General features: G+C 48.6%; 13 protein-coding genes. 11 read left to right on the top strand and 2 right to left on the bottom strand.

Going from position 1 to position 14037, the window contains the following annotated elements:
• The first annotated feature begins 285 nt into the window (after positions 1–285).
• The 9 genes from PMG25_RS16150 (at position 286) to PMG25_RS16110 (ending at position 8076) form a co-directional block, all read left to right on the top strand.
• Positions 286–720, top strand: coding sequence for an ATP synthase subunit I (locus PMG25_RS16150; protein ID WP_283767927.1), 435 nt, complete (start codon positions 286–288; stop codon positions 718–720).
• 98 nt (positions 721–818) lie between these two features.
• Positions 819–1574: a F0F1 ATP synthase subunit A gene (gene atpB / locus PMG25_RS16145; RefSeq protein ID WP_283767926.1), complete on the top strand. Its 756-nt coding sequence runs from the start codon at positions 819–821 to the stop codon at positions 1572–1574.
• 128 nt (positions 1575–1702) lie between these two features.
• The gene (gene atpE / locus PMG25_RS16140) at positions 1703–1948 is read left to right on the top strand and encodes an ATP synthase F0 subunit C (protein ID WP_283767925.1); all 246 of its coding nucleotides are present in this window, start codon (positions 1703–1705) and stop codon (positions 1946–1948) included.
• Between the two features lie 195 nt (positions 1949–2143).
• On the top strand, positions 2144–2623 hold the full coding sequence (locus PMG25_RS16135; protein ID WP_347178854.1) for a F0F1 ATP synthase subunit B': 480 nt from the start codon (positions 2144–2146) through the stop codon (positions 2621–2623).
• A 134-nt stretch (positions 2624–2757) separates the two neighbouring features.
• Positions 2758–3288, top strand: coding sequence for a F0F1 ATP synthase subunit B (locus PMG25_RS16130; RefSeq protein WP_283767923.1), 531 nt, complete (start codon positions 2758–2760; stop codon positions 3286–3288).
• A complete protein-coding gene (atpH, locus tag PMG25_RS16125; protein WP_283767922.1) occupies positions 3285–3833 on the top strand; it encodes an ATP synthase F1 subunit delta in 549 nt (182 codons plus the stop codon). The genes PMG25_RS16130 and atpH overlap by 4 nt, the downstream gene beginning before the upstream one ends.
• Positions 3834–3908: 75 nt before the next feature.
• Positions 3909–5426, top strand: coding sequence for a F0F1 ATP synthase subunit alpha (atpA, locus tag PMG25_RS16120; RefSeq protein ID WP_283767921.1), 1518 nt, complete (start codon positions 3909–3911; stop codon positions 5424–5426).
• 192 nt (positions 5427–5618) lie between these two features.
• Entirely contained in the window at positions 5619–6569 is a 951-nt protein-coding gene (locus PMG25_RS16115) for a F0F1 ATP synthase subunit gamma (protein WP_283767920.1), read from the top strand.
• 178 nt (positions 6570–6747) lie between these two features.
• Entirely contained in the window at positions 6748–8076 is a 1329-nt protein-coding gene (locus tag PMG25_RS16110) for a M16 family metallopeptidase (RefSeq protein ID WP_283767919.1), read from the top strand.
• A gap of 317 nt (positions 8077–8393) precedes the next feature.
• On the opposite strand, the gene PMG25_RS16105 is transcribed toward PMG25_RS16110, so the two are convergent.
• The gene (locus tag PMG25_RS16105; RefSeq protein WP_283767918.1) at positions 8394–11669 is read right to left on the bottom strand and encodes a CHAT domain-containing protein; all 3276 of its coding nucleotides are present in this window, start codon (positions 11667–11669) and stop codon (positions 8394–8396) included.
• A 424-nt stretch (positions 11670–12093) separates the two neighbouring features.
• Here PMG25_RS16105 and PMG25_RS16100 point away from each other — a divergent pair, with 424 nt between their 5' ends.
• Positions 12094–12435 carry a DUF433 domain-containing protein gene (locus PMG25_RS16100; RefSeq protein WP_283767917.1) on the top strand — a complete coding sequence of 114 codons (342 nt, stop codon included), beginning with the start codon at positions 12094–12096 and terminating at the stop codon, positions 12433–12435.
• A 188-nt stretch (positions 12436–12623) separates the two neighbouring features.
• Here the strand turns inward: PMG25_RS16100 and PMG25_RS16095 are convergent, their stop codons facing one another.
• On the bottom strand, positions 12624–13484 hold the full coding sequence (locus PMG25_RS16095) for a hypothetical protein (protein WP_283767916.1): 861 nt from the start codon (positions 13482–13484) through the stop codon (positions 12624–12626).
• Between the two features lie 395 nt (positions 13485–13879).
• On the opposite strand from PMG25_RS16095, the gene PMG25_RS16090 reads away from it, so the two are divergent.
• A complete protein-coding gene (locus PMG25_RS16090) occupies positions 13880–14035 on the top strand; it encodes a hypothetical protein (protein WP_283767915.1) in 156 nt (51 codons plus the stop codon).
• Positions 14036–14037: the final 2 nt, after the last annotated feature.

The following is a 14037-nucleotide window of genomic DNA, read 5'->3' as shown; positions in this document are numbered from 1 at the left end:
TTCCCCATTCCCCATTCCCCATTCCCCATTCCCCATTCCCCATTCCCCATTCCCTCTTGCCTGAAAACATTAACACTTTCTTCAGAAACTGACCCCTGTCCGTGATATGATTTCGAGGGAGTCTACGAACAGACCTCTCAGGGTCACCTGACAGAAAGTTTGGCTAGATCCTCTGTGGCTCTCCTGACGGAGAAACTCCCCACAGAACCCTTTTCCCGCAAAGGAATACCCCTTTTTATGCGGTGATGGGAAAACGCAGACCAACAACAAGGTTAACCAGTCGAAGTGAACACCTCCGACGAGTCTCCAAAAACGGAAACGCCAACAGAAGAAGACCTGCCCCAATTGCCTCTTCCCAGTGCCTCACCGGGCGCAATGGACGAGTATTATCAACTGCAAACCGAATTGTATGTTTGGACATTGGGAATGACAGGAATCGCCTTCCTCTGTGTCTGGTTCTTCTATTCTCTAGGAACCGGCCTCAGTTATCTGATCGGCTCCTGTGCTGGAGTAGTTTACCTCCGACTGTTGGCCAAAAACGTAGAAGGACTCGGACGAGCAAAACAACGTCTTGGCAATACCGGTTTAACCGTTTTCATTGGCGTGATGATTGTCGCCTTCCAATGGAAACAGCTAGAAATCGTGCCCATATTTTTGGGATTTTTAACCTACAAAGCTGCGATCATCGCTTACGTTCTCAGGACAACCTTAACTCCGTAATCGGCGAGCGATCGCCCCATGGATGAACGGTAAACTCCTGTAAAAAGGCAAGCCACTTCGATCAGAACCCTAACTCTGAACCCTCTTTAATAATGGATATGCTTAACTTCCTGGACGCTTATCATAGCCTCCCGTTCGCCGAGCTTGAAGTCGGTAAGCATCTCTATTGGGAAATCGGTAATCTTAAAGTTCATGGGCAAGTCCTGATCACCTCCTGGTTCGTGATTGGACTGCTGGTGATTGCCTCGGTCGCCGCCACTCGAAACGTCCAAAGAGTACCCAGCGGAATGCAAAACTTCATGGAGTACGCCTTGGAATTTATTCGAGACCTGGCCAAAAATGCCATGGGTGAGAAAGAATATCGACCCTGGGTTCCCTTTGTCGGTACTTTATTTTTGTTCATCTTTGTGTCAAATTGGTCAGGGGCCTTAGTTCCTTGGAAAATCGTCCATTTGCCAGAAGGTGAACTAGCCGCACCAACCAGCGATATCAATACCACGGTCGCCCTAGCCCTTTTGACCTCCTTAGCGTATTTTTACGCCGGAATCAAAAAACTGGGCTTAGGATACTTCGCTCACTACGTTGAGCCAGTACCCTTCATGCTCCCCTTCAAGGTAATTGAAGACTTTACTAAGCCTCTTTCCCTGAGCTTCCGTCTATTTGGTAACATTCTGGCTGATGAATTGGTGGTTGGGGTATTAGTCTTACTGGTTCCCTTGTTTATTCCCTTGCCCGTAATGGCCCTGGGAGTATTCTTAAGTGCCATTCAAGCCCTAATCTTTGCCACCTTGGCCGCCACCTACATTGGGGAAGCTCTAGAAGATCCCCATCATGGCGAAGAAGAACATAGTTAGCCTTCAAGGGATAAAACTCATACCCATCCCAACAGAGAGAGAAACTCACTCTACTCATCTTCGGCCTCAAGCCGAAAGAAAAAATCCTATCAAGTGTACTCAATTTAAAAAAGGAGATTGAACCCATCATGGATTCATTAATTGCTGCTGCTTCCGTTATCGCTGCTGCCCTAGCTGTTGGTTTAGCCGCGATCGGCCCTGGAATTGGACAAGGAAACGCTGCCGGTCAAGCCGTAGAAGGAATTGCCCGCCAACCCGAAGCTGAAGGAAAAATCCGAGGCACTCTCCTGCTGAGTTTGGCATTCATGGAAGCGTTAACCATCTACGGTTTGGTGGTTTCCCTGGTACTTTTATTTGCCAACCCCTTCTCGTAAGCCATTGCGCTAACGAACAGTAGAGATAGGAAAGCTTTCTATCTCTACCCTAATCTAACTGAACTCAATCTAGAGGATTGTCAGTTCCGTTACAGATTAGTTCTAACTCCCTAGAAACTCTAGGGAAACCCTGCTCTCTTGACCAGGAAAACTGTAAAACCAGAGCAAATCGTTAAAAACTGGGGACGATCGCCAATGATCGATTGGACAATACTTCTAGCAGTAGAAGCAGTAGCTGAGGAAGGGGGAGGTCTGTTTGACCTCGATGGCACGTTACTGGTAATGGCCATCCAATTCCTGATCTTAGCCGCCCTACTGAATCAAATTTTTTATAAACCTCTGGGTAATGCCATAGATGAACGGAGCAACTATATCCGTTCCAATGTAACCGAAGCTCGCGAACGTTTAGCTAAAGCCGAACGTTTAGCGAAACAGTACGAAGAAGAACTCGCATCTGCTCGCAAACAATCACAAGCGGTGATTGCCGAGGCTCAAGCTGAAGCGGATAAAATCGCCGCTCAGAACATGGCCCAGGCCCAGCGAGAAGCGCAAGCCAAACGCGAACAAGCCCAACAAGAAATCGATCGACAAAAACAGGAAACCCTAGGAGTCCTAGAAGGACAGGTAGACCAACTGAGTCGCCAAATCCTAGATAAACTCCTGCAAGCGAGTTGATCCCATCCTTGTCTGGAGCTTCTCTGGCCCCTTCGATACCCAACTGAACGTTTCGGACTTCGTGTGTGGCCCAACCCTGGGTCAGAAGCGAGGAAAACCTGTAGAAAAACTGCGCTCAAATGGACTTTCATAGCATGGGTAATTTTTGGTTGCTGGCAACAGAAGCAACAGAACATGGGTTCGGACTCAATTTTGATGTACTTGAGACGAACCTTGTTAACCTCGTCATTATTATCGGAGTGCTGGTGTACTTCGGTCGCTCTGCGGTAGGTAAAACCCTAGCGGATCGGCGCAAAGAAATCGAAAACGCCATTAAAGATGCCGAAGAGCGACAACAAAAAGCGGCATCTGCGCTCAAAGAACAAGAACAAAATCTCGCTCAAGCTCAAGCTCAAGCTGAAAAAATCCGTCAACAGGCGGTGGAGCGAGCAGCATCGGCCAAAGCAGCCATCTTGGCCAAATCGGATGAAGACATCCAAAGATTAAAAGACACAGCCGCCCAAGATCTAGAAGCTGAACAAAGTCGAGTGATTGCTGAACTCAGACAACGGGTTGTTGCCTTAGCGATGCAACGGGTTGAATCCCAAATCAGAGATGAATTAAACGACGATCTTCAGCATCAACTGATCGGACGGTGCATTGCTAGGGTAGGAGGAAACGGATGAAAAACAGTTCAATTGTTGGTTCAATCGTAGAACCCTATGCGGCAGCTCTGATGTCTATCGCCCAAAGTCATGACCTGACGGAAAAGTTTGGTGAAGATGTCCGCACGATCCTAGAAATGTGGGAAAGCAGCGAACAACTGCGTTCAGTTCTGAGCAATCCCCTGGTTAATCCAGAAGTGAAGAAAGGGGTTCTCAGACAAATCACTCAAGACCGAACGGACTCCTATGTTCAACGGTTTGTATTCCTACTGGTCGATCGCGGACGCATCCAATTTTTAGATGGAGTTTGCCAAACCTATCTGTCCCTATTACGGAAAATCAATCAAACGGTTTTGGCCGAGATTACTTCAGCCGTAGAACTGACGGAAGACGAACAGAGGGCGATCGCCGAACGCACTCAAGAGATGACTAACGCGAGGCATGTGGAACTCCAAACTCGCATCGATCCAGACCTAATTGGTGGCGTGATTATCCAAGTGGGATCGCAAGTGATTGATGCCAGTCTGCGAGGACAACTGCGGCGCATTGGTCTAGCCCTGGCGTAGGCTCTCCCCCCTGGAGAGATCCTCTAAACCGAAAACCTGAATAAGCACACCTCTTACATTCAAACATAGACACATATGGTAGCTATCAGACCAGACGAAATTAGCAGTATTATCCAACAACAAATTGAACAGTACGACCAAGAGGTAAAAGTCTCTGAGGTGGGTACAGTTCTCCAAGTCGGTGATGGTATTGCTCGGATTTATGGCTTAGACAACGCCATGGCCGCAGAACTTGTAGAATTTGAAGACGGAACCGTGGGCATTGTCCTCAACCTAGAAGAGGATAATGTCGGAGCCGTATTGATGGGCGATGGAACCAATATCCAAGAAGGTAGCTCCGTTAAAGCTACGGGCCGGATTGCCCAAGTCCCCGTCGGTGAAGCCATGGTTGGCCGGGTGGTTAACCCCTTGGGTGAACCGATTGATGGTAAAGGGGATATCAAAACTTCCGAAAGCCGGTTAATTGAATCTCCAGCTCCAGGAATTATTGCTCGTCAATCCGTTTGCGAACCCCTGCAAACTGGAATTACGGCGATTGATGCCATGATTCCCGTCGGTCGGGGCCAACGGGAGCTGATTATTGGCGATCGCCAAACCGGAAAAACCACCGTTGCCATTGATACGATTATTAATCAGAAGTCAGAAGATGTGATTTGCGTCTATGTGGCGATCGGTCAAAAAGCCTCCACGGTTGCCCAAGTGGTCGCTACCCTGGAAGAAAAGGGAGCCATGGACTACACCATCGTGGTTGCCGCTAACGCCAGTGACCCCGCTACCCTGCAATATATTGCTCCCTACACTGGGGCAAGTATGGCGGAATACTTCATGTACAAAGGCAAACATACTCTAGTGATCTATGATGACTTGAGTAAACAAGCCCAAGCCTACCGGCAAATGTCCCTGCTGCTGCGTCGTCCTCCCGGTCGTGAAGCCTATCCTGGGGATGTCTTCTATCTCCACTCCCGTCTACTAGAGCGAGCAGCGAAACTCAATAGTGAGCTGGGTAGTGGTAGTATGACCGCTCTGCCGATTATTGAAACCCAAGCTGGAGACGTTTCTGCTTACATTCCCACTAACGTAATTTCGATTACGGATGGTCAGATCTTCCTGTCTGCTGACCTGTTCAACTCTGGCTTACGTCCAGCCATTAACGCGGGTATCTCTGTATCCCGTGTGGGATCGGCGGCTCAAACCAAAGCCATGAAACAAGTGGCCGGTAAACTGAAGCTGGAATTGGCTCAGTATGATGACCTGCGAGCTTTTGCCCAGTTTGCTTCTGACTTGGATAAGGCGACTCAAGACCAGCTCTCGCGGGGACAGCGCCTGCAAGAGTTGCTTAAACAGCCCCAAAACTCGCCTCTGAGTGTTCCTGAACAGGTGGCTAGTGTGTATGCAGGATTGAATGGATATCTGGATGATATTCCGGTGGAAAAAATCGCCCCCTTTGCCCAAGGACTGCGGGATTATTTGAAATCCAGCAAGCCCAAGTTTGGCGAAGTGATTCAGAGTGAGAAGAAACTCACCGATGAAGCGGAAGGCTTGTTAAAAGAAGCGATCGCTGAATATAAGCAAACCTTCTTGGTTTCTGCCTAGACTTCGACTGCGCTCAGTCCAGGGTCTTCAACCGAGCATTGATAGTGGATATCCCTATCCACTATCTTATGGCAAGCACCTTAGCCGTTAGGACAATTGGAGAAACCTAGACCCTAAAATCTATTGCCTTTTGCCTTTTGCCTCTTGCCTTTTGCCTAACCCATTCCCTGTCCCCTATCCCCTGTTTTTCCTATGGCAAATCTTAAAGCGATCCGCGATCGCATCAACTCCGTTAAAAATACTCGCAAAATTACAGAAGCCATGCGCTTAGTGGCCGCCGCAAAAGTGCGTCGCGCCCAAGAACAAGTATTAGCCACCCGCCCCTTTGCTGACCGTTTGGCTCAAGTGCTGTATCGTCTACAAAGTCGTCTTCAGTTTGAAGATGTTGACCTAGAATTGCTGAAAAATCGGGAAGTAAAAACCGTTGGCTTAATTGTCTTTTCCGGCGATCGCGGTCTCTGTGGCGCGTACAATAGTAACGTCATCCGTCGCGCCGAAATGCGAGCCAAAGAACTCGAAAAAGAAGGCCTAAACTACGAATATGCCCTCTTAGGTCGCAAATCAGTTCAATACTTCCAGCGTCGGGAAGTCCCCATTGCCAAAACCCGGACAGAACTCGCCCAAATACCGAGCGCCGAAGAAGCAGACGAAATTGTGGATAATATTCTCGGATGGTTCCTCTCCGGTAAAGTAGACCGGGTAGAACTCATCTATACTAAATTCGTCTCCTTGATTAGCTCCAGACCGGTCATTCAAACCCTACTCCCCTTAACGCCCCAAGGGTTAGAAGTCGTTGATGATGAAGTGTTCCGTCTGACTACAGCCGATGGTAACTTTAATGTTTCCAGGGAAAAAGTCGCCTCTCCAGAAGCAGGAAGTTTCCCCAGAGATATGATCTTTGAACAAGATCCCGCCCAAATCCTGGACGCTCTTTTACCCCTCTTCATTAAAAACCAATTTCTACGGGCCCTGCAAGAATCCGCCGCCAGTGAATTAGCTGCTCGGATGACAGCAATGAGTAGTGCTTCGGATAACGCCAGTCAAATGATTAACACGCTTACCCTGTCCTATAACAAGGCTCGACAAGCTGCCATTACCCAAGAACTCCTAGAAGTGGTCGGTGGAGCCGAAGCCCTGAATTAGATTTCCTCAGTTCCGGGAAATTGATGGATCACCTTCATTAAAAGAATTTGTAGGGGCGAACGGCCGTTCGCCCCTACAGTCTTTTATTAGAAATAATAGTATTTTGTATACTGCAATACAAAAAAGTCTTAAAAAACCGATATTATCCGAGCAGGAAATAACATAAACTGTCAAACCCTTGGCACAATTATTCTCATTCCCCCATTTTCCAGCCCGTACCCTAAAACTCGACAGTGGCTTAACTGTGATCCATCAACAAATGTCAGCCACCCCCGCAGTAGTTGCGGATGTGTGGGTGAAAGCCGGGGCAATACATGAACCGGAAGAATTGCCAGGATTAGCCCATTTCCTCGAACATATGGTGTTTAAAGGAACAGAGCGTATTGCCCCTGGGATATTCGATCGAGTCATCGAAAATCGAGGCGGGATCAGTAATGCCGCCACCAGCTACGATTATGCCCATTTTTATATTAATACGGCAGTTCCCCACATTGCTGACACCCTACCCTATTTAGCCGAAATCCTATTAAATCCGGCGATCGCAGACGAAGACTTTCTGCAAGAGCGGGAAGTTGTGATGTCTGAAATAAGACAAACTCAGGACGATCCAGACTGGTTGGGGTTTTCCTCATTGTTGGAAAATTTATATCCCGATCATCCCTATGGCCGCTCCGTACTAGGGACACAAAGACAAGTCTTAACCCATACGCCGGAACAAATGCAGGCTTTTCATCACCATTGTTATCAACCGGAGAATATGACCGTGGTGTTGGTGGGAGATATGAGCGAAACTCAGGCCATTGATTTAGTCAGTAAAAGTTTTGTCGGGTTTGAAGATCCACCGAGGGAAAGGAAGGGTAGAACAAATGGGCGATCGCCCCAGGGATGCCCAGTATTATCGCCTCACAAACTCCCCCCCAAAACACCCCCTATTGCTCCTCTGAACACTATTCGCAGAAAAGAATTAAAGTATCCTCGCTTAGAAGAAGCTCGGTTAATGATGGCCTGGTTAGGGCCGGGAGTCCATCGCCTCAGTGACGCTTATGCTTTAGACCTAATTTCGGTCCTCTTAGCCAGTGGACGCACATCCCGTCTCGTGAGAGAATTACAAGAAGAACAGGGTTTAGTGTATGGGATTGGCAGTGACTTTTCTCTGCAACAGGATTCTAGCCTGTTTACGATCACAGCTTGGCTAGAGCCGAAATATCTCGATGATGTAGAATCAATCATTCAAGATCGCCTGGAGACCCTACACACCACCCCCATTTTAGAGAGTGAATTGCGATCGTGCCAGCGTCAACTCTGTAATGATTATGCCTTCTCCACCGAAACCCCCAGTCAATTGGCTGGGTTGTATGGATATTACAATACCGTAGCCGAAGCTCGGCAAGCCGTGAGTTATCCCCACCGGATTCAAGCCCTCACCCCTGAAGAGATCCAGCGTGTGGCAAGAAAATATTTACACCCCGATCGCTATGTAGTCACCCGCCTAAAACCCCTGTGGTGAGCTAACCTTGTAGCAATTGCCTTGAACTTCGATCCAGTATACCCCTCTTCTGTCACTCTTGGAAATTCTAACGAATTTCCGTCATTACAGCCCGCGATCGTGAAGCGTTTCATGTCAGCGACAGCCGAAAACGGAGTTTTATCGCTCACGAAGGAATCAGGGTTTCACGCCCTTTTTTCCGAAAGTGATAGAAGAGGGATACAGCACTTTGCTCTGTTATGGAATACAGGGTTGAACGCTAAAAACCTTTTGCAACAATACTTTTGCCTTTTGCCTCTTGCCTTTTGCCTAGCGCGAAGCGCTGTAACTGTTCATTGTTAATTCATCCCCTGTACCACAAACCCAGCCCAATAATAAGGATCGTCAAACGGAGTATCCAGAGCATAGGACTGGGATAAACCATCCTTCAGACGACTCAAGCGGGTTTCGTCCTGGCTGTAGCGCTCTTGCAGATAGTCTGAAAGTTGGCGTTCATACCTTTGCTTTAACTCCTTACCCGTTAAACTGCGTAACTTCTGTTGCGCCTGCTGGAGGGCGGTGGAGCGGCTTACGCCAGAATTTCGCTTTTGGTCGTATAAAATCGCTAATAAGGCGCTTCCTAGGTCAGCTACTGCCCACTGAGTCGTGATGACTGCCCTGGCTCCAGCACAGAGGAAACCCGCCGCTAGGGTCAGGGGGTCATCGGAGGGGTTGGCTGCGGTAAAATTAACTTCACAGCAGGACGTGAAAATCTCTTCTACATCGGGCATCCGCCAGCCGGGAGTCAGGAGCAAGCCCAGGGTGAGATCGCCGTCGGCTAGGAGGAGCTTGGAGTTGAGGGGGTTTTGCCAGTCGTAGGCGGCGTGGTGGCTGCTGTGCAGGCGACCCACGGTTTGCAGCAAGGTTTTATACTGGTCAACCGTGGCTTGTTTGCCCCGCAGGTAGCGAGAGGCGGGTACTTTGTGGGCTTGGGCGATGGTTTGGCACTCGAAGGGGGTAAAGGGTAAATCCTCGGTGGCATCGGCGACAATGCCCAGGGCTGGCTCTTTCAGGGGTGGGCGCTCTTGGCAATACTGTAAAATGCGGCAAGAGGGAATCAGGCGAATGCGGAATTCATCGCCCAGGTAGCGTGTCGCGGTTTGTTTGCGTTTGGGGGTTTTGGGCGTTCCTCCCGGTTTTCTGCTCTCCTCTGGGAGTGCCTGCGGGTGCGGGTGGGGAGTCGGTGCAGACAGGGGAAGCGCGGCGAAGGGAATTTGATGCAGCACCAGGTGCGGAACGATAATCAGTTCTTCGATACCTTGGAGATGGGTTTGGATTAAGTGATTCAGGTTGAGGCGATCGGTGAGTTGATGGAGGAGTTCAACCATATTATCGCGCCATTGGGGGTTGTCCTTATAGATATAGTTGGCGTAAGGTCTTGTCCAGTTTTCGATTAACCAAGCCTGCAAGTTCTCTAGTCGGCGTTGCTGAATCAAAGCATGAAAATAAACACTCAATAATCTCAAGTATTGGTCATTCAACAGTTTAGAGATCGCCAACAAATACAAAGCATACCCAAGAAAGCAACGATGGCATTGGGTGGGTTTATCCTTATAGAGAATAAAGATAAATATATCGTCTCTAGTAGTGTAGAAACTGAGCAGAGCGGTGGTAGCATCCGGGAGCAGCTTCTGCATCTCGGTGAAGCTCAGGGGAGCGACTTCCTTAGAACCGGCTAAAACGGGATCTTGACGGCGCAGTGCTTGCCAAACCTGTTGTTTTTCCGCTTCTAAGGCTTCGATATCCTGGACAAATGTCTCGAAGGTTTGGCGAGTGGTGGCAACGGTTTTGTTGTCGCTGGAGTTTTGGGGAGGTTGGCGTTTTTGGTTGATTGCGGTTTGCAAGGCTTCGTAGCGCTGGAGTAAGGCTTGCACGGCTTCGGGAATCTCGCCCCCTTGATAGAGGTCGTTACTGTGCATTAAGTCTACCAGATGTTTGGAGCGGCTGCGGTCTGCATACTCCAAGGCTTGGTCGTATTGTTCCAGGTTGACATAGGCTTGGATAATATTGTCGTAAACTCCCATAGAGTTTGCCATCAATTCTTGGCGGCGATCGTCTGTGGTTGTCCAAGCGCGACTTTGTTCCACGGCTTCGATGGCGGTAGCATAGCCTTCAATGGCGAGGTTCCAGTCGCCTTCTTTGAAGCCAAGATTGCCTAAACTTTTAGCAACTGTGAAACAAGTTAAGGGTAAGGTTTGCGGCAGATAAACCGTTAACGCCTGACGATACGCTTGGATCGCCCGGTCTAAATTCTCCTCCTTCTTATAAATCGTGGCAAGCTCTTGGTAGGCAGTCCCCAGATTATTTTGCGTAGTGGCGTAACCTTGGGGAAATTTTTCCTTTTGGTAAACTTCAAGGGACTTCTCGTAAGCGATAATCGCTCTCTCTAAATTCTCCTCCTTATTACAAATCGTGGCAAGCTCTTGGTAGGCAGCCCCCAGATTATTTTGCGTGGCGGCGTAGTATTGGGGAAATTTGTCTGGTGTGTGGAACTTGAGGGCATTATAGTAAGCGGAGATCGCCCGGTCTAAATTCTCCCCCTTCTCCCGAATTGTGGCAAGCTTTTGGTAAGCAACCCCCAGATTATTTTGTGTGGTGGCGTACTTTTGGGGAAATTTGTCGGGTGTGCGGAACTTGAGAGCATTTTGGAAAGCGGCGATCGCCCGGTCTAAATTCTCCCCCTTCTCCCGAATTGAGGCCAGCTCTTGGTATGCATTCCCCAGATTATTTTGCGTCATGGCGTAATCTTGGGGAAATTTGTTGTGTGTGCGGAACTTGAGAGCATTTTGGAAAGCGGCGATCGCCCGGTCTAAATTCTCCCCCTTCTCCCGAATTGTGGCAAGGTTTCGGTATGCAGCCCCCAGATTATTTTGCGTGGCGGCGTAGTATTGGGGCAATTTGTCAAGTGTATAGAACTTCAGTGCGTTTTGGAAAGCGGAGATCGCCTTCTCTAAATTCTCCCCCTTCTCCTGAATTGTGGCAAGATCTCCGTAGGCAGTCCCCAGATTATTTTGCGTTTGCGCCCACAGTTCCGGGTTATCCTCCCGGCGCTGCAATACCCACTGATACCCAGCAATAGCAATCTCCTTATTCGTTTGCAGATCTCCCAAAGGAAAATTACTAATCTGAAGACTGATATTTTCTACCAGACCTACCATAGGGTTTTCTTCTTCTGGGTATTCTTCAATTACTTGATTCACCAGCATCTGAAAAATCCCCGCAAACGCTCCATCCAGCAGATGCTGATGGCTTGCCAGCAGTGCTTGCGTCTGTTGCGAGTTCCCTGTCTGCTCGGCTTGCATTAATTGCACGATAAACTGACGATAGTCTTCTGGAGTGTGGCGCTGTTCCCGACTCTCTCCCCCAAACACCTGCTCCAACAACCGCACCAACCACCGCGCCACCTGTTCCTGTCCATTCTCCATCAACTCCTGCGCCGCACTCATCCCCACCTGCAACAACCCCTCATCCACCAGTCCTCGATTCTCGCGCAAAATCCGCCCCTCCTCTCCCTGCTCGCACTGCAACAGTTCATTCAGCAGGTTCACATATTCCCGTATCCGTTGTTCATCCATTTTTCCGTCCTCCTTTTTCAACAATTGTATCCATACCCACTCTTCGTCATTGCGAGTGGAACGCAGTGGAGCGAAGCAATCTCCATCTCCCGCTAGAGTGAAAAGATGGCTTCACTCCGTTCGCCATGACTAGCAAAGAATCAATTCAATCATCCCGTAGGGGCAGGTTTCACCCAGATTTTGGACACCCAACCCTCAATGTTGTAAACCTGCCCCCACCCCTGGCGCTATTGCCGGGCGGGTTCAGCAAAGCGATCTATAGGTATCCTAGATTTGGGTATAACCCGCCCCTACCCATCCATGGGATGATCCCGTAGGGGCAGGTTTCACCCAGATTTTCGCCACCCAACCCTCAATGTTGTAAACCTGCCCCCACCTCCAGCGTTAACATTGGACTACAGCCAGATAACCTGATAAACCTTCCATGACAACCCAACTTGAATTCAAAACTTCTGCCCCACCCTTCCGTTGGGATGAAGCCGGAGGTATCCGCATTGGGCAAACCCGCGTTACCCTCGACACTCTCCTAGCTGCCTATCACCAGGGTTCAACCCCCGAAGAAATCGCCATTCAGTTCCCCGTTCTCCGTCTAGAAGACATCTACAGCACCATTGCCTACTATCTCAACCACCGCCAGGAATGCGATCTTTATCTAGAGCAACGCCACCAACAAGCCCAACAGATGAGAGAACAACTCACTCAAACCCACAATTTAGCTCATTTAAGAGAGCGATTACTTGCCCGTTCTCAGAGTAAAGGAAACTAATGCGTCTACTTACCGATGAAAATCAAGTTCTGTTTATTCCTTTCCCTTAATTTCTAATAATCCCGTAGGGGCAGGTTTCACCCAGATTTTCGCCCCCACCCCTCAATGTTGTAAACCTGCCCCCACCCCTGGCGCTATGGGTGGGAGCCAGAAGCCCGGTTTCTCCAAGAAACCGGGCTTCTCCGAGACTAGGGTTTCACCACCGTATACCGGCGATAAAATCCTTGCCATTCCACCCTTTGCAATGTCTCCCAAACCTCGACCATTTGCGCTCCCGTTAACTCCGGTATTTCGTCCTCTGGAAAATCCGAAAACGGCCAACCGTCGCGCAAAACAATCGCCAAAAATTCCTCCTCTCCCGGATCAAAGTAAATACCCGGCCACTTAGCATTTTTGGGCATAGTCTCGACTGCCTGCGATACCTCATACTCTTTGCAAACCCCCAAGGAAGGACAAAGGGAATAAGTCCCATCGGTTGACTGATTTAATAATAGTAAATACCTGGGAAAGGGTACTTGTAATTGGAGTTGATATCCCCAATCCGCGATCAATTCAGTTGGGGGTTCTTGGGGTGCGCCACGGGGTCGCCGTATGTTTTCTGCGTTAAGTGGCATACACTCTAACCATCCGTTGTTTAAAACCACTTTTTCGTGTTTCTGCAACTTCTCAAACATCCACCGAGGAAAGGCTTTATCCCATAGCCAATGATAACAAATTTGCCAGGGAGAAACATCCGGCGCACCAGCTTTCTTGGGCTGCAATTTTTCAAGATCAACCCCATCAAGTTTCATTTGTTCGCCAAAGGTGTTTTTGATTTTTTCGACTACTTGCTGAAGTGTAACGTTGATGTTGCTCTGAGCAAAACTACCGTTTAAGTCGTTGTCGATCTTACTTTTAATGGTTGTATGTTGCTTGTTCACATTATCGGGATGCCAGCGATGCCAGAAGCAAAGTTTCTGGGCTTCACTATTGCGGTTATGGGTGAAAAGTTGTTGCTTCGTGTGCAAGAGGAATTGTTCTTGCAAGGTCTGCGGTTGAGAATTGACCATGGTTTTGCCCTACCATGCTTTACAGTTGCTCCTACTATAGCAGGTTTAGTTGGCATTTGAAAAGAGGGTTTTGGCGAGTTTTATTTTGTTTTATTCCTCTATATTTTGGCTTATTCTTGTTGATTTTAAGCAGAGAATTAGATGCGGTGCGTTACGCTTCGCTAACGAATCCTACTGTCGTGACTGCACTTAAAATAGGGCATTAGTGTAGGGTGGGTTAGGCGGCTAAAACCTAGATTGTGAGAGATTATGAGAGGTGGTGCGTTACGCTTCGCTAACGCACCCTACGGGGGTTGGGGGGAGTTTGGGCGATTTATTTTTCTGTATTTTCTGAGCATTTTCTTATAAAAAATAGAGAGCTAAAACGGGAGTGTGAGCGTAGGAAATTGATAATTATGAGTTCTCAAAAACGACAACAAAAGATTGCACTTCTGATTTCTGAATTGGTGATTCCCAATTTGGTGGGGTTTATCTTAGATGCTGGGTTGGGCTTTAGCTTGAGCGCGATCGTTGTGTTGTATCATATTTGGAAGGAGTGCGATCGCCCTTGACC

The sequence above is a fragment of the Roseofilum capinflatum BLCC-M114 genome (assembly GCF_030068505.1).
Lineage (GTDB): Bacteria > Cyanobacteriota > Cyanobacteriia > Cyanobacteriales > Desertifilaceae > Roseofilum > Roseofilum capinflatum.
Note: the sequence above shows the minus strand (reverse complement) of the source record. Positions and strands in the feature narration are given on the sequence as shown.